This window comes from Leptolyngbya boryana PCC 6306 (assembly GCF_000353285.1).
In the GTDB taxonomy this organism is placed as follows: domain Bacteria; phylum Cyanobacteriota; class Cyanobacteriia; order Leptolyngbyales; family Leptolyngbyaceae; genus Leptolyngbya; species Leptolyngbya boryana.
Genome location: NZ_KB731324.1, coordinates 5,345,244 through 5,366,365 on the forward strand (window position 1 = coordinate 5,345,244; position 21,122 = coordinate 5,366,365).

The window sequence follows — 21,122 nt, forward strand, 5'->3', positions numbered from 1 at the left end:
GGGGACACTATGAACTATGGAATTGACACCCATACAGACAATCCACCGCTGATGATTCAGACAACCTATCGAGAAGCACTGCGAGACGCAATCCGAGAGGCAATTCTGAAAGACGATCGCGTGTTCCTGATGGGCGAAGATGTCGGACAGTATGGCGGTGCTTTTGGGGTGACGAAAGGACTGTTGAAAGAATTGGGTGCCGACAAGATCATGGACACGCCGCTGTGTGAGTCTGGGTTTACCGGAGCCGGAATTGGCGCAGCACTGAACGGAATGCGCCCGATCGTAGAAGTGATGACGGTTAACTTTAGCTTGTTGGCTGCCGATCAAATTCTCAATACAGCAGCAACCTATCTGCATATGTCCGGCGGTTTGTTCAATGTTCCGCTCGTGATTCGCATGGGAACCGGAGGAGGCAAACAACTAGCAGCACAACACTCTCATAGTTTAGAAGGATGGTATGCTCACATTCCTGGAATTAAAGTTCTGACTCCAGCAGTGCTTGAAGATGCCCGTGGAATGCTTTGGACAGCACTGGAAGATCCCGATCCCGTCCTGATTTTTGAGAATACGTTGCTCTACAACATGGAAGGGGAACTTCCAGCAAATGCGGGAGCAGTAGATATCGATCGTGCCTGTATTCGTCGAATTGGGCATGACGTAACGCTCATTAGCTACAGTGCCAGTTTATTCAAAGCACTCGAAGCCGCAGAAACCCTAGCTCAAGAAGGAATCGAAGCAGAAGTGATTGATTTACGGGTTCTGCGTCTACTTGATGAGGCTACGTTTCTCACCTCGATCGCGAAAACGCATCGAGCCGTGATTATTGATGAAGGTTGGCGCAGTGGCAGCATTTCTGCGGAGATTAGCGCTCGCATTATGGAAAAAGCATTCTATGACTTAGATGCCCCTGTAGAACGGATTTGCTCAGCCGAAGTTCCCGTGCCCTATGCCAATCATTTAGAACAAGCTGCTTTGCCTCAATCTGCCACGATCGTCAATACAGTCCGGAGGATGGTGACTCGACATGGCTGAATTTCGTATGCCCAGTTTAGGGGCGGATATGAGAACCGGAACCTTAGTCGCCTGGAGAGCCAAACCCGGCGATCATCTCAAGTACGGTGACATTATTGCAGATGTGGAAACCGATAAAGGCATCATGGAAATTGAGGTCTTTGAAAACTGTACTGTTGAGGAACTACTGCTGGAACCGGATACTAAAGTGCCCGTGGGAACGCCAATGGCGAGATTGAAATTAGAAAACGGTGCGGAAAAAGAAGCGATCGCGGTCACCGATCGTGAACAACCTAGCCCACCTCCTACAATCGAAGCTCCGACGATTCCAGTACCCACTCTTGCTAAAGAGGAACGATTGCGCGTTTCGCCGCTAGCTCGCAAGGTAGCGACTGAACTGGGTGTGGACTTAACTCAGGTGAAAGGAACTGGAGCCGATGGTGCGATTCATCAAATTGATGTAGAAGAAGCTGCAAAAGCTCTGAAACCAACACCGAAGCCAGAAGAAAAAGTTATCCCTCCATCGCCTGAAGCGAAACCGACTACAACTGATTTTCAGGCAGGAATGCGACGTGCGATCGCGGCTGCCATGTCCCGCTCTAATCGCGAGATTCCTCACTACTATCTCGAAACTCGGATCGATATGAGCCATGCACTGAAATGGCTTGAAGCAGAGAATCAGAAGCGATCGATAAAAGAGCGTATCTTACCTGTCGTTCTGCTGATCAAAGCAGTCGCTAAAGCATTAACTGACGTTCCAGAATTGAATGGATATTGGATTGAAGATCAGCTTAAAGTCCAAGAAGCAATTCATATCGGCTTTGCGATTTCCCTACGGCAAGGAGGGCTAGTTACGCCTGCGATTCATCATGCGGATCTGAAAAGCCTCGATGAATTGATGGCGACCATGCGCGACTTGATTGAGCGTACGCGAGGAGGACATCTCCGTAGCTCAGAACTGTCTGATGCAACGATGACACTAACAAGCTTGGGAGATATCGGTGTCGAAAAAGTCTACGGGGTGATCTATCCACCCCAAGTTGCTTTGGTCGGTTTCGGCAAAATCTCTGAACAGCCTTGGGCAGAACAAGGAATGCTCGATGTTCGTCCGGTACTAGTTGCAACGCTAGCAGGGGATCATCGCGCAACGGATGGCATGATTGGTGCAAGATTCTTGCAAGCGGTCAACACACATCTTCAATCAGTAGAGAAATGGTAAAGAATACAGATTCATCAATGATTTTATAAAGGGTGAAACAATGGCAATCACTGAAACTCAAATTCAAGAAACAATGTTCAAACTCTTGCAAAAGATTGCTCCTGGGTCTTCTCCAGAAACTCTAGGCAAGGATGATGATGTTCGAGAAACGCTCGGAATTGATTCTTATGATTTTCTCAATTTCATGATTGGGCTAAATGAGGAATTTGGTGTGGAGACTCCAGAAACCGACTATGGAAAACTCATCACGCTTAACGATATCGTTCAGTATATTTCTACTCACGCTCAACAGTAAATCGTCTTCATTAGATGAGTCCTGACTTAAAGAGTTGAAATGATTCAAACCAAGAAAAATGAAGATGACCGATACTGAGAAAATCAACCACAATGTGCATGGCAATAATGGAAATTACTGCACGATAGCGCCATAGCAACCATACCCAAATTGCTGACATCAACGCCGAAATAAAAACTGGTGCAATGAAAAGATCATGCTTGGGTAGTACCTGAATCCAAAATAGAGAATGAATCAAGCCAGAATATAAAACATTGCTGGCATAGCCACACATAAAGATGCAAATCGGTGCATTTTGAAACTTCTGGCGTCCAATGTAGCAGCCAACCAAGAACCAAAAGATAAACATGAATTGCTCAAGAATACCGTTCAACACGGAAAATACAGCGAGGTCTACGAAATGATAATGACCTGTGTCCCGCTTTACGGTGAATAAAACATAAGTTCCCGATGCTAAGAGCGTCACAATCCACCCCAAAAGCAAGGTGAGGTGATACCCTTTTTTCTCCTGCCCAGAAGCTGAATGCGGACTCAGTAACCCATTTGCACGATCTCGTCTAGCAATCACTAAAGCGGTCGCGATCGCACAAAATAGCCAGTAAATCCAGATACCAGTTTTAATTGCCAAAAAGGTTTCCTCTCACTGTTTTACGCTCTTTTCAAAGTACTGTCTGAAGCATAAAGGCGAACGTTTCCCATTAGCTCTGTTAATGGAAACCGCGTCCCAAATGCGGGAAGTGGGCGAGGTGCTTTGGATGACGAGTGGGAGCAATTTCTGGCGGCTTTGCTACAGTGGGTTGAGATGGAAAAGCACCCGGTTGCCTGAGATCTGTAATCAGTTGGTCAATGAGCTGAGTCGTGACATGCGCCATGATGAAAATGTGATTGTAGGCTCGCTTTTGCCCATTCACAAATAGCGTTTCACTAGATAGCGAGTACTTGAAAATAATATTGGGATTCGCTTGCTTAAACCGAATCGTCAGCGAGAGTGGTGTCCGTTCCACCCACAAAGATTCACCCAAGTGCTGCTCTAGCTCCTTGAGCTTTTGAACAGCATATTCCGCCATCTTTTCGGTATACAGGGCTTTTTCTATCTCGCCTTCATAGGAGGTTTTCGCCAAGTAGTCCCATAAAATCATCGCCGATAAACCATTGCGTGACCCGGCAAAGGTGGTATCAGGAGAACCGATATACTCTGGATTATCCGGTGGACGCAACTGATATTTTGTTTTCGTCATATAGATGCCGCAGGGACAAGGTGCCCCGATCCACTTATGTCCACTCATTGCGATCGAATGCACAAATGGTAATCGGAAATCAAAATTCGGTCCGCGTTGAGCAATTTTTTCAGCATTGTATGCCATCTCCACAAAGGGCATATATGCTGCTCCTAAAGCACCATCTACATGAAACCAGTATCCAGTGCGAAGATCAAATTGATTCGGATCGCTCGGGTCGTAGTAAACTTTGCGTTCATGCAGTCCATAGCGCTGAAAGATCGGCATCAGTGCTTTTCCTGCTGCTTCTACATCGTCATAAGCGCCTTTGAAAGTGGTGCCATAGTTGAAACAGATTAAGATGGGATACCCCTTGGCTGCAAAAAACTCGACGAGCTTTACTAGCGAGGGAATATCGATCGAGCCTGGTCCTGTACTGCCTTGCGTGGATGGTACTTCTTTCGACCACGGCTGACCCGGTGCTAGAGGGTTCTCGTTGGGATAGTAGTGCTGCCCTATTTGATAAAATGTATGAAGTCCGAGGACAATGCCCGCTTTGATAATCGAGTAGTGAGTATCTTCGGAGTAAAACACAACAGGGGTATAAGCATGAGGCTGTCCATCTAGCGGCAATGCCTGTTTGTAAATGAGGCGGCGAAGTAGAGATCGAGGATGTCCCCCAAAACTGGCGACCCTCGCTTCTTCTTCAGCCGTGTGTTCTTCTAGGAGGAGCTTGCCTGCTAAATAATCGCGTGCATTCCATAACCCATAGAGATTGCCTTCAGTGCATCCCATGCTGACTACATATCCCCAGTAAGACTCTCCATCGGCGGGATTATGAGGTAAGCGAGCATTCCACACCCGAGCATAGTAATCGAGTACAGCCCGCTCCATCCATTTACTATGAATCGTAAGATTCCCATCGATAAAGGGATCGCCCACGTTATTGACGTGATAGTTTAGATAGGGCTTGAGATCATCTTCGTAATCCAACTGCTGATTGACTTGGTATCCGAGGAAATTCGCCTTCTGGATAGATAAGTATTCGTGTAATTGAGCGAGTGCTTGAGCACGTTGTTCCTCGGTTAAACCTGTTGAGGATAGTTGAAAATCTTCGATCGTAATATTCCTAAGCGATGGATAGGCTGAAGATGAGTGATGGATAGGCATCGACGCGTTTGAGTGACTATCCTGATTCCTAAAATGATTCGCATCACGATTCATAACGCTTCCTCCTGACCATCACTCTTTCAATTATCGATCTATAGGCGTTGTGATGGTATTGAATTTATCTTTATTTACTTTTTGATCTATTTTGGTGCAACTGGTACAGAGTTTTTTGAGCCTTTTCGGACAATAAAAGAATGCGTGTCTACTCTCCTTGTGCTTCTTCAAGATTGAATAGACTAACAATCACACCCGCGATCGGGACTGCTAAAAAGAGACCTAGTAGTCCTGAAATCTTCGTTCCAACCAAGAGCGCAAAAAATACAACCACTGGACTGAGATGAATGGTGCTTTGCATGACACGCGGAGAAAGAAGATTATCTTGTAACTGTTGTAAAACCAAACAAATGAGTAGTACCTTGAACGCGATGAGCCAGTTACTTTGTACAAAAATAATTAAACAGACAAGAGACACGCCGAGCGTTGCACCAATGCCAGGAATTAAGTCAAACACCCCGATCGTGACCGCAAGCAAAAACGGAAATGGAATTTGAAACAGCGCAAAAACGAGAAACGTAGCAATGCTCAGCAAAAATGAGATGAGCAACTGCCCGCGAAGAAATCCGAAAAAGTTTGTTTGGACTGCGATCGACACACGGTTGCGGTGTTGGGCAGGGACTAACTTGAGTACGAGTCGCCATAGCTTTGCACCATCGATCAGCATGAAAAATGCAACAACTAAGATAATGATAAACGTGACATAATTCTGGAAGAGAACGGGCAGAGAACTAACGATCCAGTTCAAGCTCACGACAAACACATCGCGAATTTGGGCTTCGATCACGTCAAGGTTGAACGGAATGTTGCGCGCTGCCAATGTACTTTGCAACTGGTCAAATGGATTGTTTGAAGTATTTAAAGTCTGAAGAAGTAGCGTTGCTAATTGCTGGACTTGATTGGTCAAGGTTAGCCCGATCGTAACGACTGCAGCAATAATCGTGATCAGGCTTAGTGCAATGACTAACCCTAATGCAAGTCTGCGTCCGACAAAGCGCTGTAAAAATTGCAGTGGATAGTTGAGCAAGAGCGCTAGAATCCCTGAAAGCGCGAACACAAAGATCACGTACTCAAAATATTGAAAGATAGCAACTAATGCCCAACCGGAGGCAAAGAAGAGCAGAAAACGCACTAATGTATTCGTACTGATCTGGCTCCAACGCGATCGATGTTTTTTGGGATCTGGCGCTTGATTCATGATGACTACTCTCTAAGCTAAATGTGCTATTGCATAGCAGCATGTGCGACTGTCAGTAGACTGGCAATCCACCTCATCATCCTGATTACAATTTCCCAGTTCCTCGTTAGAATTTGCATTGCTGTTTCAGAGCTTCTAACTGGCATATTCGTCTTTTTTCCTGCGAAATGAAACTCCGTTTTTTGAGTGAATCTGTCTAAAGAGACATTCGCATTTTGCAAGCAAAATCGCTTCCGCCAAAAGGTAAGTCTTTCTGCCGCAGATTAGGATAGAAGAGTCCAAAGATTGCAAGCGTTTCTCACGCTTGAGTCAACGATTTTAGAGCGGTCTGATTTGATCTTTCTGAAAAAACCAATTTTTTATACAGTGTCAAAAGATTAGACATTAACTCATTCGCGAGTCACCTGTTTGCGGCATTCATCTGCAAGCAGAACAATCGGAGGACAGACCAGTAGTGCTAGCCATTGCATCGGTTGTAACGAGATCGTGGAAAAGATTGATTGCAGTGGGGCGAGATAGATAATCGACAGAATTAACATCCATTCAGTTGCAATTCCCAACCAGATCAAGCGATTGCTAAAAAAGCCTAAGCGAAAAATTGAAACTCGTTCGGATCGACAAGCAAACACGTTTCCGACTTGAGCAGCAACGATCGCAGCTAAAGTCATCGTCATCGCTTGGTTATAGACGGTCATGGTTCTTGCATCCGCAGAATGAGACAAGATACTCGGAGTCAAGGCTTGTAAGTCGCTAAAGTTATAACCCTGGCTAAACCAAACGAAAAAGAACCCTGCCATACCGAGAATTCCCTCAATTGGACCCAAAAAGCAATATGCTCGCATCAGCAATTTTTTATCAAGCAGGCGCTTTGATTTGCGACGGGGGCGTTGCTGCATTGTGCCGACTTCTGGTGCTTCTGCTCCTAACGCCAGCGCCGGAACCATATCAGTTCCTAGATCAATTGCAAGAATTTGCAGAATCACTAGCGCGGGCGGAATCTTAAACAACACCATGAACAGAAATGGGAAAAACTCAGGCACGTTGGAGACCAAGATATACGTCATGAACTTGCGAATATTCTGATAAACCGCGCGACCTTGTTCGATCGCGCTGACGATCGTGGCAAAGTTATCATCGATCAGCACAATATCTGCGGCTTCGCGTGCTACATCTGTTCCACTCATTCCCATTGCGATGCCAATATTGGCAGCCCGTAAAGCAGGCGCGTCATTCACACCATCTCCTGTGACTGCCACAATATGACCCAGAGCTTTATACGCTTCTACTAAGCGCAATTTCTGTTCCGGCATGACTCTTGCAAAGATTAAGCCGTTTTGACGTGCCAGAATTTGCCGCAGTTGCGTATTGGATAAATGACTGAGTTGCTCTCCTGTAACCACTCGTGCCTGCTGCTTGACGAGTCCGATATGTTTCGCGATCGCTTCTGCGGTCAATCCATAATCCCCGGTAATCATCGTGACGTGAATGCCTGCCTCATGACATTGTGCAATTGCTTTTGCCACTTCAGGACGTGGTGGATCTATCATTGCAACTAATCCGAGAAACGTTAAATTCTGCTCCAACACTTCATCAGATTGCTGAATGAGATCCGAATCAACCGATTTTGTGGCAATTCCTAAAACGCGGTAGCCTTGTTTTGCGAACTCATCATTTGCTTTTGTAATCTCAAGACGATCTGCTTCAGTCATCGATTTTGTCTGTCCCTGCTGAAGGATCAATCGACTATGAGCTAAAACATCGAGGGGTGCACCTTTTGTAAATACCAGGAATGTAGTTTGAGAGAATGTAGTTTGAGAGTGTGCATCCGGCATGAATAATGAATGCGCGGATGAGTTGCCTGAAACGACAACACTCATCATACGTCGATGTGAATCAAAGGGGACTTCTCGAACTCGGGGAGCGAGGTGCTGGAGTTCATCGATCGACAATTTATTTTTAAGTGCGGCAACCAGTAAAGCAACTTCTGTGGGATCACCGATTGCTTGCCATAGACTTGACCCTGCTTGATGATTAAGTCGTGCGTTGCAACATAGAGCACTTGCGGTGAGCAGTCGATTCACGTGTGGAATTTGAGTATCATCGGTGATTTGAACTTGACCCGTCGGATCATATCCGGTTCCCGTGACTTCTAATGCGACTCCCGGAATCCAGAGTTGGCGTACCGTCATTTCATTTTTTGTCAGAGTGCCTGTTTTATCGGTGCAAATGGTTGTCGTGGCACTTAAGGTTTCTACTGCCGAGAGTCGTCGCACGAGAGCATTCTGTCTTGCCATGCGTCGAACCCCGATCGCGAGTGCTAAACTCACGGTTGGCAACAATCCTTCTGGGATAAATGCAACAATAATCCCGATCGCAAAGATGAAACTCTCTTTCACATCCATACCCACAAGCAAGGTTGTCAAAGCAAAGAGTAAAACTCCCATGCCAACTGCAATTGCAGTAATCACATGCACGACTCGGGTAATTTCAACTTCGAGCGTACTGGCATCACGTTGGATATTTGCAGTTAAGTGTGCGACTTGTCCAAATTCTGTATGTGTGGCAGTTGCATAGACGACAGCTTTAGCACGTCCAGAGGCAACGGTCGATCCTGCAAAGACGAGATTCGGCGCATCTGAGGGATGTAGTTTCTCATTCATGACTGCATCGCTCGATCGCGGAACAGGCATCGATTCTCCAGTCAGGACTGAAACATCCACAGAAAGAGACTGGCTCGAAACCAGTCTTGCATCCGCAGAAATGCGATCGCCTTCTTCGAGTTCGATCACATCGCCTGGAACTAATTCTTGAGCGGGAAGGGTTTGTAAGCGGCCGTTACGATAGGCTTTGACCTGCATGGGCAGCACATTCTTGAGCGCAGATAAAGCTTGCTCCGCTTGAAACTCCTGCCAGAAGCTAAAGATCGCATTAATCCAAATGACTGCCCAGATTGCCCAACCGAGTTGGGGTGTGCCTGAAACAAAAGCGAGAGTGCCTGCCGCCCACAACAGTAACGCCATGAAGTGAGTCAGTTGGTCGGCAAAGCGTAACCACAGCGATCGTTGAGCAGGCTCAGGTAATTCGTTGTAACCATAGTGCACTAATCGCTCGGCAGCTTCTTGATCGGAAAGCCCTTCTGCGGTTGTGTTGGCATGTTCATAAACTGTCTCAGGAGCTAATGTCCAAATTGGTAGGTGTAAGTTCATGGCTCACAATTCTTCAGAAGCACTACAAAAGAAAACGCTGAAATGATAGAGAGAGACAACCATTTCAGCGCGATTATAATGTGAGAAAACAGCTTCCTACAGTTTTGCAATCAAACGAGTCAAACTGTTTCAAATGACTACGGTTTGGTTTCATGCTTGTTGGGTCAAATCTACTTTCATCACTTTAGGTTTTGCTGCTTCTGCTTTCGGAAGCGTTAAGGTTAGAACACCATCTTTGAAGTTTGATTTGACTTGATCATGCTTCACCGTTGATGGAAGAGGCACGGTGCGAGCAAATTGCCCATAGTTGAATTCAGAACGGTAGTAACCTTTTTCTTCAGTTTTCGTTTCTTGTTGATGCTCGCCTTTGAGCATGACTGCTTCTGGACTAACTTGCACATCGAGATCTTTCGCTTCAATTCCAGGAATTGCGGCTTTGAGAACAATCTCGGTATCCGTTTCTTGAAGTTCGATCGCGGGCATCCACTTCATTTCACCATTCACCGCCGGGATCGGAAAATCGCGGTCTGCTAACCCTTCAAACAACCGATCCATTTGCCGATGAAGAAGATCCAATTCTCGCATTGGTTGCCAACGAATAAGCGGCATAATCTTCCCTCCTTTGTAGATTTAGATTGGAGAGAGCCTTTTGTTAGCTCTAGACTGAAAGTAGAACAAGAATTTGAGGATCTTGTGAAGATCAAAATTGAACTTCGTGACTACTGCGACGTGGGGTTGGCTGAGTGCTGGTACAATAGCCTAGCCATAGTAGAACTTGAGGGTATCCCTCACGGTTCAGGCTACTTTGAAGTTGAGACCGCACTTCTGGCATCTGAATCGGGGCATTGAAAAATGAGGCAACAATGCCCAAACTTTGGGCACGCAGTAGAATTTTCTGAAGGGCTTGTCCTACATTTAGCCAATCGATTGGTGTGTCGCCATGGGTTCCTAAGACTGCGATCGCAGAGGCACTCTGTAAAAGTTGCTCATTCTGTTTAGCAATCTGATTGCCTAAATTAAAATAGCGAGTCAGCCAAGAAAGCACAACTGTTAAGAAATCAAATCTTGGCGGCACACCTAAAGCATAAGCAGGAAGACCATCATGTCGTGGATTAGATCCAGAGTGCATCCAAGCTGAGAGTTCTTTGCGAATTTCTGGATCTGCCATCTGTAAGCGATCAGCAAGATTGACTAAATTCAGAAGATGGGATTTTGCTTTCTGCCCTTGAACAAGATGCAACCATGCGCCTTCTTCAACTGCGATCACTTGCAACCATTGCAAAACGGTTGTAGGAATGTCCCAGGCCTCAAAGGGTCGTCGGGTCGTATGGCGTTGGGAAATTGCTTCAAACAAAGACTTCTCTTCAGCCGTTTCCTGGTTCCAACTTCCTAAACGAATCTGCGCGAGTAGATTGGGTTGATCTGAATTGGGTAACATCTGAATGTCGCCTTGATAACCAAAATGATGTAATGCTAGTCGCAAATTTAACAATGCTGCACCACAACTAATGATCAGTTCTCGATGCTCCGGATCAACATAAGACAGAGCACGATCGAGATCTGCCCATAACTCGATTGTCTCCTGCTGAATCGTGAATTTCCAAGGTTGAGTATTGTGCCCAGAGGGTGCTAGCACAGCATAATTGAGTATGAATTGAAGTTGCTGGGTTGGACTGCCTTGCAGTGGAAAGTCTTGGTCTGAAACCTGCCACGGTTGGAGAGAGAGATGAGACATAGAATTTCACTCCAATAAATCCTGCATTCAACAAGAAGAACAGTTCAAAGTTTCTAAGGCTGTCCTTATATGAATGGTTATAGAGAAAAATCGTGAGGAAGTTGTGAGGATGATTCAGACTAATCAGATTCAGATGATGTTCCTCACAACTTCCTCATCATTGTTCCGTATTCTGAAAGGTGCGAAAAGCTAAAGGTGCGATCCTGTTAACCTGATCGCACCAGGCGTGTTTGCATCATTTCGCAAAAACATCGCAAAAACATCCTGACTCTAGGCGAGGGATTTCCTATGTCGAAAACTATCCTCAACGTCGCGCAATACCCGATTCTGCAAGAAATCGAAAGGATCTTAGAATCGTATCCTCATCATCCTTATCAGCAGGCATTCGCTCATCCCGATCTGCAACAGCAATTAGTAGCTTGGGTTTTGAATCGAGTTCCTAATGTGTTTATTGTAACAGAGGAAACTGAAGAAGCGATCGTTCATCCAACTTATGCACCGCACTGTAGCGATCAGAAATCTTGTCTAGAATTTGTGATTCGAGAAGGGATTCAAGAGGTTCTAGCTCAGAATCAGAAAGAAATTGAGCATGATATTCCACAAGAAGAAATGCCTGGACAAGCTGCTTCGCATTGGTTTGGTTAAGTTCAAGTGTGTCTGATGTTGGCAGATTTAGAAGCCATTCAAATCTGCCAATTCTAGGGCTTCTACTGTTCTTGTACCTTGAGAGAAAATTACGATGAATTGGAAGCAGTGGATTCTGGTGTTTATCTCTACGATTGTGTTGCTCTTTGCGGGTCAAGCACTCGCACAAACAGACATCAATGTGAACAACACAAATCTGATTCGATTCGGTGGAGATGTCACGGTTCAAGAAAAGCAAGTCGTCGAAAATGCTCATGCGATCGGAGGTTCTGTGATCGTGCAACCGAATGGGCGCGTCACACAAACCGCGATCTCAATTGGTGGCAATGTCACACTCAAGAAAGGGGCACGAGTCGATGGAGATGCTTATGCGATCGGCGGTAAAGTTGTGCAAGAAGAAGGGGCAACGATTGGAGGCGCAAAAGGCACATTGGGTGACGATGGCAGCATGGGAATGCATCGCGATCGTAATTCTTTCTGGGTAAGGTATGCAGCACAAAGTGCTTTTCGGATCATGAGTGCGATAATTGCTGCGATTGTTGGCGTGATTTTACTTCGCGCTGCCCCTGCATTTATGCCAAACTTAGCAGCAACGATACGGCAATATCCAAGTCAAAGTACTTTATGGGGGATTGGGTCGATTGTTGCTGTGATTGCGCTGAATATTTTCCTTGCCATTACGCTCATCGGCATTCCTTTAATTCCGTTAGTAATTTTAATCGCGAGTCTTGCCTCTTTTGTTGGCTCATTAGGACTCTCGCTCTTGGTCGGGCAAATCGTCGTAAAGAGTGGTCAGCCCCCTCAAGTGCAACAATTTTTGATTGGATTATTGATTGTTACAGTTCTTGCCCTGATTCCCGGTCTAGGCGGGCTTGTTCTGTTTGTTGTGAGTGTATTTGGGCTAGGAGCATTGCTAGCTTGGAAAATAGGGAAGATACAACCCCACGCGATGGGATAGTTTATATCGAGATTGCACTGATTCGACCTGAATCAGTGCAATCTCATCAGTTTTCACTACTGAAATCGTCAGCTTTTAATCGTTGCACATCATAATTGCGCCTTAATTCTAAAGGTTTGCGTTCGAGATTTTCATCGATCGCAATTGCACCTTGAAGCACTGCTCCGCTAAAGTTTGCATCAAGATCAGTTCCCGTCAAATCTACATCCGTTAAAATTGCATCACTGAAGTTTGCATGACTCAATTTTACATGAGCTAAATTTGCCCCGGTCAGATTTGCGTGTTGCAAATTTGCTCGACTTAAATCTGCATGAATCAGATAAGCTCGACTGAGATTTGCTCCGCTCAGATTTGCCCCGATTAGATTCGTGTGGCTTAGATCTGCACCTGTTAAGTCCGTTCTCCGTAAATCGCTCCCTGACAAATTTGCTTCGCCTAGATTTGCCCCTTGTAAGTTTGTCTCTGCTAAATTTACATGCTTCATGTTCGCTTGGCTGAGGTTCCCTCCGGCAAGTGATGCACCCTTAAACGTTGTGCCTTGCAACTCGGCTTGACTCAAATTTGCTTCTGCTAAGTTTGCTTGGCTGAAATCTGCGCCACTTAGATCTGCGTGACTGAGATTCGCCCCTGCAAGGTTCGCACTGTTAAAATTGGTCGCACTGAGGTCTGCATTGAGCAGATTCGCGCCTTGTAATTCGCTGTCGGCAAAGTCTGCTCCATAAAGATGAGCATCGCTAAGATTTGCATTTGTGAGTGTTGCCTGACGAAGATCAGCGTTGATTAAGTCAGCTTCGCAGAGTTGAGCCTGATCGAGGTGAACGCCCTGTAGATTTCCACCTCTCAAGATCAAAGAATGCAGTGAAGCTTGAGAAAGATCGGGCACATAATCAGGATAAGCTTGTCTCCAAGCGTTCCAAGACTTAGCGCCTTGTTTGATCAGAATGAGTAATTGTTCGGCTACCATGATGATGCGTCCTGATTGGGGTTGAGCTAGAGAATCGCAATGAGCTATCCTCCGCACAAGTTGGTGTAGAAATCTGATGTTGGGCTTTTTGGAAACTCCTCACAATACTCTTCAAAGGTGTGTTTGAGCAGTTGATCAATGCGCTGTTCGCTCAATTCAGATTGCAAAGCGTCGACAGTCTTCCAAGCAGCGATACAGGCAGGCGATCGCGCTCCTTGCTCTGTACAAAGCTGATTTGCCTGCTGACGAGCTTGCTGCAATTCTGCTTCTAGATGCGGCTGTGAGATTGCAGGATGATGTCTCAAAAGCTCAGACACAGAAATCATGCCTACTTGCTGATCTTGGATCACAGGCGCTCTCAGCAATCGATGTTTCGCAAAGAGTTGGGCAACTTCTTCAACTGTTGCGGCTGGATCAATGACAATACAAGGTTTGGTCATGAGTTCAGCAACGAAGGTCGTCTCTAAATTTTTGCCGAGCGCGACTCCCTTATACAAGATGTCTGTTTCTGTGAGGATACCGTAACTGTCTTGCTCATTTTGTCGATCGACAATCAGCGATCGACAAGCTTGCTCTTTCATCAGTTGAACTGCTTCTGCTACAGTTGCAGTTGCTTGAATTTTGGCAGCATTCAAACTCATCAGATCAATTGCATGTAACATAGAGTTCTCCTTACCGCTTTTTCAAGTCACAAGCTAGGCTGCGAGGTCTTGAAAATGGTCGGTTGAATTCATTTTTAACTGCTTGTTTAAAGTCGAGTGAGATGTACCTGTCAATTGACCCTCTTCAAAGTTTGGCATTTCTGCCCAGCAGGAACGACAGAGCCAGTACAGCGTACCTTGACGAATGTGACGGAGTAACAGATTAGAGCAGCAGGGACAAATAGACATCACTCTGGATTCCTAAAATTTAATGCTATCGATCTCATTTTTTTTCAGGATCTCGATGAGATAGAAGCCTGAGGGAGAACATGATAGAGATTAGTTCTAAAATTTGAGGAAGTTGTGAGGATCTCTATCTCTCAAGAGATTTTGTAATATTTCGACATGTCACACAGCGATGCTCGAGAGCGATGAAGTCGTCTAAATTGCACCATAGAGCATGGATAGTTTCGCAAGCAAGATTATCTCTTCGGAGTTGCACAAGTCGGTGTATCTAGAATCCTGCGCAGCTCCTTTAACAATGCTTCAGCCGTATAAGGTTTGGGTAGAAGCACATCAACACCCACACTGGAAACATCAGCTAATGTATTGTCCAGCACTAAACCGCTTGTCGCAATGACTTTGACCTCAGCATTCATTTTTTTTAAGGTGCGGATTGCCGTAAGTCCATCCATTTCCGGCATCATCAAATCCATCAAAACGACCGCAATCTCTTGATTGTGCTTGACGTAAAGTGAGATTGCTTCAAAGCCATCACTCGCCGTAAGCACTCGATAATTCTGGTCTTCTAGCATTGTTTTGGTGATATCTTGAATCGATGTTTCGTCATCGACCACTAAAATGAGTTCACCGTGTCCAGGCAGTAACTCTAGCGTCGCTGTTGAAGATGTACTCTGGTTCTTAGACGTGGGCAAATAGACCTTGAAGCAGGTTCCTTGACCGATTCGGCTATCGACCTCAATAAAGCCCGCATGGCTTTTAATGATGCCTAGCACGGTCGAAAGCCCTAAACCTGTGCCTTTACCGACTTCTTTCGTGGTGAAGAATGGATCAAAAATGCGATCGACGACTTCAGGCGGAATGCCCGTGCCCGTATCAGAGATAGCAATCATGACATAGTCTCCTGCTTTCGCATCAAGCTGCGTCCGGGCATAGGATTCATCAATGACAACATTGCTGGCAGAAAGGGTCAAAATTCCGCCGTCAGGCATAGCATCGCGAGCATTCACGCAGAGATTCATCAGAATCTGATGCAGTTGAGTGGGGTCGGCATAGACCAGATTGAGGCTAGAAGGGGGGAGTTCTGTGCGAATGGAGATCGATTTCGGGAAGGTGCGATTTGTAATTTCTTTAATTTCTCCAAGTAAATGAGAAATCTGGACTGCTGTGCGTCTGCCTTCAGTCCCACGCGCAAACGATAGCACTTGCTTGACTAATTCGGCTCCACGCTTCGCGTTGGATTCAGCAATTTTCAGGAGTTGCTGAGTGCGATCGTCTTCCTGGGGAAACTTCAACAACAACAGTTGAGAGGTCGCTAAAATAGGGGTCAGAATATTGTTGAGATCATGGGCAACACCGCTTGCTAGAGTTCCAATACTCTCTAATCGTTGGGCGCGGAGGAATTGAGCTTCAAGCTGTTTTTTCTCGGTGATATCGGTATCCACGGTCAGAATCGATTTTGGCATCCCCACTTTGTCTCGCACCAGCGTCATGCGGCTCATCACCGTGATCGCCTTGCCTGACTTGGTGAATTTTTGCAGTTCTCCTTGCCATGCGCCTTGATCAAACACAACTTTCAGCGCTGTTTCAAACTCTTGAGGCTGAAGATTGTGGAGCAGTTCAGTTGCATCCTTTTCCTGGATTTCGGCTTGTGACCAGCCATAGAGCTGTTCTGCTGCATGATTCCAAAACAGAATGTGATTGGCAAAGTCACGAGCGTAGATAGCGTCTGATGCTTCGTTTAATAACGCAGCCTGCTCTCGAACCATTTGCTCTGCTCGCTGACGCTCGATCAGTTCATTTTGTGTTCGCTCATAGAGTTCCGACTGTTGGATTGCAATTCCCAGTTGGGTTGCTAATTGCTGGAGGAGCGTTGTTTCGATCATTTGCCATTCATGTGTTCCTGAGCAATGATGCGCGATCAGCAGTCCCCAGATATGATTGTTTTGGAGAATTGGGACGACTAAGTTGGCTCGAACTTGGGCTTGCTCTAATAGCTCAATATGACAAGGACTTAAGCCTGCATTGTAGATATCAGACTTAGCACTGGTTTGACCTTGCTGATAGCGCTGAAGATAGTGCTCTTTAAAGCACGGATCATAAAACTCAACTGCAAGTACCGATTTCCAGGCAGGATCAACGGATTCATTGACAATTTTTCCACTGAAATCTGAATTAAAGCGAAAAATCACAACGCGATCGGTGTGCAAAAATCGCCGTACTTGATCGACCGTGGATTGTAAAATCTCATCGAGCTTGAGCGATCGCCGAATGCCTTGAGCGATTTCTCCGATTAAATGTTCTTGTTCGATTTGGTGCTGAAGTTGTTTCGTTAAGTTTTGTAGCCGCAGTTGCAGTTTGACGCGAGCAATCACTTCCTCACACTGCAAAGGTTTGGTGATGAAATCAACCGCGCCCAGGTCAAACCCGTGCACCTTGTCTACGACATCCGTGAGAGCTGTGAGAAAAATAATCGGAATCTCGCGTGTTGCTTCGTTAGCTTTGAGACGGCGGCAGGTTTCAAAGCCATCGATTCCCGGCATGAGCACATCCAGCAAAATCAAATCCGGATGGGCATAGTTAGCTTTGTCGATCGCGCTTTCGCCGTCTTCTGCGACTAAAACCCGAAAGCCGGAATTTCCCAGCAAATCAAACAGCACTTCCAGGTTCGTGGGCGTGTCATCCACCACTAATATGATTCCTTGCTCAGATGTTTTAGGCTCCATAGCTACCCCTGATAGCGTTTGATTAATTCCAAAATTTGCCGTTCCTTAAATCCCTGCGCCAAGCGTCGAAGCTGAACGACGAACGGTTCCCATTCAGGGTTTTGTTGCTCTAGATGAGTAGCTTGCTCAAGAATTCCTTTGAGATCGCCCATGCGGGCAAGATCGAAGAGTGTATTGAGTTCGGCATGAGGTGGAGCAACAATTGGGTCTAAAGCATTTTCAGAGACAGTATGCTCTCTAGAAGTCTCAATTTCAGCTTCATAGTGCCACTCTAAATCGAGATGGGTTTGGAGTTGTGCGAGCAGTTCGGTTTCTCGAATTGGCTTGGCAATAAAGCCATTGCACCCTGAATCATGACTGGCTTGCTGATCGTATCCAAAAACACTAGCAGATGTCGCAATGACGATCGTATCTCGTAAATCTGGAGATTGCCGAATTTGGCGCACTGCCTCGAATCCGTCCATCACGGGCATCACCAGATCGAGCAAGATCGCATCGGGTTTGTTCTGATGGGCTTCACGAAGTGCGACTTGACCGTTTTCGGCTTCGATGACGTTAAATCCTAGCGGTTCTAGCAGATGAACGAGAACTGATCGGTTCGCCGCTTGATCATCGACGACAAGAACGCTGCGAGGTCTGCCTGCATAGCCAACTACGGCACATGGAGAAGCAGTGCTCGGATCGGCACTCCGCGATCGTGCTTCTACTTCTGGCAAAACTAAGTCAAACCAGAATGTGCTACCTTTTCCGAGCGTACTGTTCACATGAATCTCCGAACCCATGATTTTCAGGAGTTGACTGCTAATCGAAAGCCCTAATCCGGTGCCTTCCGTTTTACGATCGGATTCTCCCACCTGTTGAAATGGCGAAAAAATCGCTTCTAACTGCTCTGGCGCAATGCCAATCCCGGTATCTTGTATCTCAAAGCGAACTTTTGTATTTTCAATGCACCCTACTTGAAATAAAACGCTGCCAACTTCGGTGAATTTGACCGCATTTCCTAAAATATTAAGTAAAATTTGCCGCAAGCGTTTTTCATCTGCATAAACATATTGAGGCAAGGGCAATCGCGGTTGATAAATCAAGGTGATCTGTCTTTGTTCGGCGCGAATTTGGCAGATATCCGCGATCGCTTCGAGAAAGGATGGAAAATGAAACTTCTGAGGGACAAGCTCCATTTTCTCAGCTTCAATTTTAGATAAATCGAGTAAATCGTTGATCAGCGTCAGCAGATGCTCTCCACATTGATGAATGATGCCGACTCCTTTTTTCTGAAATTCGTTGAGACTTCGATCTTTTTCTAAAATCTGCGCGTAGCCGAGAATGCCATTGAGCGGGGTGCGGATCTCATGGCTCATATTCGCTAAAAATTCGCTTTTCGCACGGGTTGCTGATTCTGCAAGTTCGCGCGCGGTTTGCATCGCGAGTTCTGCCTGCTTGCGCTCGGTAATGTTGTCGAGTACCCAGAGGCGACCAGGCACATCTCGCCCATCGGTTGGTGTACTTGAAAGGCTTAATACGATTGGCTGCGGATCACTCAAAAACCAGTGCCAGTCTCGAATTTTTGCGCCAGGTTGTGTGAATAGCTCGGCTGCTTGGGCGGCAATTTCAGCTTGATTGTCTGCTTTCAGGCGCAGAGCAACCATTGCTTGCGCGATCGCGCTCGGCTCAACTGCACCATGCGCTAGATTCAGATACTTCGCTGCGGTGTGATTGATCCACCCTTGTTCGCCGCTTTCATCGATAAAGACAATGCCTTGAGGAATTGTTTCTAACATGGCTTCAAATCGCGCTTGGAGTTGATCAAAGCGCAGTGTTAGATCTTGAAACCTAAGCAGATTGCCTAGTCCGCCCCGCAAAGAGTCGAGAAATTGTTGCAGCGATCGAGAGGGATTTATCCGCTGATGCCACAGGAGCACAATTGCTCCCTGTACGTTCTCAACCTGCTGTAACGGTAAGACAGCGATTGATCGAACGCCTTGCGCTAGGAGAGCAGGTGAGGCTTGCGGGGTCGAAGCATAGTCTGAGTAGTGCAGACATTGATTTTGGCTGAGTGCTTCTGCAAACAACATTGGCGTTGTCAGTCGATCCGGTAGGATATTATGCGGTAATGCAGCTAGTGCTTCAGCGGTGACTTCATCTAACTGGCGGAGCGCGATCGCGCCTGTTGCACCCGTAATTTTTTTGAGCGCAGTTAATGCCTGCTGAATCGCGTGTTCTGGTGTGAGGGCAGTTTCATCTTGAATGAGCGATGCCAGCATGGCTTGAGATGCCTGCTGCCATTCTTGTCGTAACAGATAGACTCTCACTCCAGATCCCAAGAGACCTACAATTCCTAATGCGATCGCAGATCGGATGGGAATGTCGCGGTTTAACAAAGCGACAAAACCGAGTCCGCTCATCCACTGCGATCGCGGACATACAACGCAAAGTGCAAACAAAACCGGAGCGACCAGCCACACTAGAGGCGCTTGTATCAGCGCTCCTAACCCTAACTCTGCCAACATCAGCATGAAAATCAACGGCGCAAACGTGGGTAGCCAATCAGGATGTTGATTAGCGCAAAACGCAACTGGATCAGAATCGAAGCGATTTAAACGATAAAACATTCTGCAAGTGTTCGAGTTACCACGGCAGGTGCACTCAGATGAGGAAGATGCCCCTCAGCATCAATATTGATTAGCGTAGCCTGAGAAATTTTATCTGCCATGTATCGCCCAACTTGTGGCGGTACCGCGATATCATTGTTTGACTGAAGAATAGTTGTGGGGACTGTGAGCTTAGGAAGATCGGCGCGGTGATCCGATTGAAAAATCACTCGCGCAACCGCTTGTGCTACATCAGGACGAATCGCAGAGAGGGTTTTTGCAAACTCGCCTGCTAACTCCGGGCGCTCTGGGTTTCTCATGGCTAAGGGTGCAAAACCTCCAGCCCAGGCATAGTAGTTGGCTGACATCGACGCATACAAGGCATCGAGATCTGACTGCTCAAATCCGCCAATGTAATTCGTTGCCGGATCGTTAAGATACCGAGGAGAGGCACTGATAAACAATAACTGCCGAAACCGAGCCGGATCAAGCAGCGCAGCCAGCAATCCCACCATGCCACTCACAGAATGTCCGACAAAAATGACATCTGTTAACTGAAGTTCTGCTAACAGTTCAAGCACATCTTCGGCATAACTGTACAAAGACCGATAGCGACGCGGACTATACGCATTCATATCGGATTGACCTGCACCAATGTGATCAAACAACAGAATGCGGTAAAACGGTGTAAACGCTTCAACTTGGTGCCGCCATGCGGTTTGATCGCTGCCAAACCCATGTGCAAGCACTAGGATTTGCTCGCCCTGACCGACCACTTGAGCATGATGGCGATTGAGAACTCGACTCAGCATCTGCAAGCCCCTCTACCGGGATCTTTCTATACCCATCATGACATTGCTCATCAACTCTGTTTACCAAGCTTAGTATTACTCAATATTCGGGAGGAAAGACGGAGCCACAGCCCGTCCGCTGCTAATTCTTCTGATTGGGCTAAAATTATTAGTAATCAGTCCGTAGAATAAACCTCGACATATCTTTAGCGATCGTCATTTTGAACCAGCAATTGCCCTGGGTGAATGCCGAACTCGTTATCGCGTTTACAGGTCTAGGGTTGAATCCCAAAGGTATAGAGTGTAAATCTGCTTTGTTGCTGTAGATAGAGATATCGCTTTCAGATCGTTATTATGCTAATTGGTGTTCAATGAAACTGAACAAATTCAGTTTCATTGAACTAGGCGCTTTACTAAGGGGTGAGTGAGCTTGCTAGCTCAGTCGTTCTCATAGCGGGCAT

General features: G+C 46.3%; 17 protein-coding genes. 5 read left to right on the forward strand and 12 right to left on the reverse strand.

What is annotated here, in order from left to right:
• Nucleotides 1-9 precede the first annotated feature (9 nt).
• The 3 genes from LEPBO_RS0126700 to LEPBO_RS0126710 are packed head-to-tail and all read left to right on the forward strand — an operon-like array spanning nucleotide 10 to nucleotide 2,528.
• A complete protein-coding gene (locus LEPBO_RS0126700; protein WP_017290657.1) occupies nucleotides 10-1,035 on the forward strand; it encodes an alpha-ketoacid dehydrogenase subunit beta in 1,026 nt (341 codons plus the stop codon).
• Nucleotides 1,028-2,233, forward strand: coding sequence for a dihydrolipoamide acetyltransferase family protein (locus tag LEPBO_RS0126705; RefSeq protein ID WP_017290658.1), 1,206 nt, complete (start codon nucleotides 1,028-1,030; stop codon nucleotides 2,231-2,233). The genes LEPBO_RS0126700 and LEPBO_RS0126705 overlap by 8 nt, the downstream gene beginning before the upstream one ends.
• A gap of 40 nt (nucleotides 2,234-2,273) precedes the next feature.
• On the forward strand, nucleotides 2,274-2,528 hold the full coding sequence (locus tag LEPBO_RS0126710; RefSeq protein ID WP_017290659.1) for an acyl carrier protein: 255 nt from the start codon (nucleotides 2,274-2,276) through the stop codon (nucleotides 2,526-2,528).
• Between the two features lie 10 nt (nucleotides 2,529-2,538).
• Here LEPBO_RS0126710 and LEPBO_RS40395 read toward each other — a convergent pair whose 3' ends face one another.
• The 6 genes from LEPBO_RS40395 to LEPBO_RS0126740 all read right to left on the reverse strand — a co-directional run bounded on the left by LEPBO_RS40395 (nucleotide 2,539) and on the right by LEPBO_RS0126740 (nucleotide 11,108).
• Nucleotides 2,539-3,156 carry a hypothetical protein gene (locus LEPBO_RS40395; protein ID WP_017290660.1) on the reverse strand — a complete coding sequence of 206 codons (618 nt, stop codon included), beginning with the start codon at nucleotides 3,154-3,156 and terminating at the stop codon, nucleotides 2,539-2,541.
• 79 nt (nucleotides 3,157-3,235) lie between these two features.
• Nucleotides 3,236-4,915, reverse strand: coding sequence for a pyridoxal-dependent decarboxylase (locus LEPBO_RS0126720; RefSeq protein WP_017290661.1), 1,680 nt, complete (start codon nucleotides 4,913-4,915; stop codon nucleotides 3,236-3,238).
• Nucleotides 4,916-5,117: 202 nt separating this feature from the next.
• Complete coding sequence (locus LEPBO_RS0126725) at nucleotides 5,118-6,167, reverse strand: AI-2E family transporter (protein WP_017290662.1); 1,050 nt, start codon at nucleotides 6,165-6,167, stop codon at nucleotides 5,118-5,120.
• A gap of 389 nt (nucleotides 6,168-6,556) precedes the next feature.
• Nucleotides 6,557-9,373 (reverse strand): cation-translocating P-type ATPase, encoded by a 2,817-nt coding sequence (locus LEPBO_RS0126730; protein ID WP_017290663.1) that lies wholly within the window; start codon nucleotides 9,371-9,373, stop codon nucleotides 6,557-6,559.
• Nucleotides 9,374-9,523: 150 nt separating this feature from the next.
• Nucleotides 9,524-9,982 (reverse strand): Hsp20/alpha crystallin family protein, encoded by a 459-nt coding sequence (locus LEPBO_RS0126735; protein ID WP_017290664.1) that lies wholly within the window; start codon nucleotides 9,980-9,982, stop codon nucleotides 9,524-9,526.
• A 91-nt stretch (nucleotides 9,983-10,073) separates the two neighbouring features.
• Nucleotides 10,074-11,108, reverse strand: a complete 1,035-nt coding sequence (locus tag LEPBO_RS0126740) for an Acg family FMN-binding oxidoreductase (RefSeq protein WP_017290665.1) — start codon at nucleotides 11,106-11,108, stop codon at nucleotides 10,074-10,076.
• A 288-nt stretch (nucleotides 11,109-11,396) separates the two neighbouring features.
• Here LEPBO_RS0126740 and LEPBO_RS0126745 point away from each other — a divergent pair, with 288 nt between their 5' ends.
• The gene (locus LEPBO_RS0126745) at nucleotides 11,397-11,753 is read left to right on the forward strand and encodes a hypothetical protein (protein ID WP_017290666.1); all 357 of its coding nucleotides are present in this window, start codon (nucleotides 11,397-11,399) and stop codon (nucleotides 11,751-11,753) included.
• A gap of 94 nt (nucleotides 11,754-11,847) precedes the next feature.
• Nucleotides 11,848-12,711, forward strand: a complete 864-nt coding sequence (locus tag LEPBO_RS0126750; protein ID WP_017290667.1) for a bactofilin family protein — start codon at nucleotides 11,848-11,850, stop codon at nucleotides 12,709-12,711.
• A 46-nt stretch (nucleotides 12,712-12,757) separates the two neighbouring features.
• Here LEPBO_RS0126750 and LEPBO_RS38410 read toward each other — a convergent pair whose 3' ends face one another.
• The 6 genes from LEPBO_RS38410 to LEPBO_RS0126775 all read right to left on the reverse strand — a co-directional run bounded on the left by LEPBO_RS38410 (nucleotide 12,758) and on the right by LEPBO_RS0126775 (nucleotide 20,682).
• Nucleotides 12,758-13,675 (reverse strand): pentapeptide repeat-containing protein, encoded by a 918-nt coding sequence (locus LEPBO_RS38410; protein ID WP_017290668.1) that lies wholly within the window; start codon nucleotides 13,673-13,675, stop codon nucleotides 12,758-12,760.
• 44 nt (nucleotides 13,676-13,719) lie between these two features.
• Nucleotides 13,720-14,337 (reverse strand): CBS domain-containing protein, encoded by a 618-nt coding sequence (locus LEPBO_RS0126760; RefSeq protein ID WP_017290669.1) that lies wholly within the window; start codon nucleotides 14,335-14,337, stop codon nucleotides 13,720-13,722.
• Nucleotides 14,338-14,370: 33 nt separating this feature from the next.
• Complete coding sequence (locus LEPBO_RS41215) at nucleotides 14,371-14,565, reverse strand: hypothetical protein (RefSeq protein ID WP_071596189.1); 195 nt, start codon at nucleotides 14,563-14,565, stop codon at nucleotides 14,371-14,373.
• A gap of 233 nt (nucleotides 14,566-14,798) precedes the next feature.
• On the reverse strand, nucleotides 14,799-17,282 hold the full coding sequence (locus LEPBO_RS0126765) for a response regulator (protein WP_017290670.1): 2,484 nt from the start codon (nucleotides 17,280-17,282) through the stop codon (nucleotides 14,799-14,801).
• A 2-nt stretch (nucleotides 17,283-17,284) separates the two neighbouring features.
• Entirely contained in the window at nucleotides 17,285-19,891 is a 2,607-nt protein-coding gene (locus LEPBO_RS40400; RefSeq protein WP_017290671.1) for an ATP-binding protein, read from the reverse strand.
• Entirely contained in the window at nucleotides 19,876-20,682 is an 807-nt protein-coding gene (locus tag LEPBO_RS0126775) for an alpha/beta fold hydrolase (RefSeq protein ID WP_017290672.1), read from the reverse strand. Before LEPBO_RS0126775 ends, LEPBO_RS40400 begins: the two co-directional genes overlap by 16 nt.
• Nucleotides 20,683-21,122: the final 440 nt, after the last annotated feature.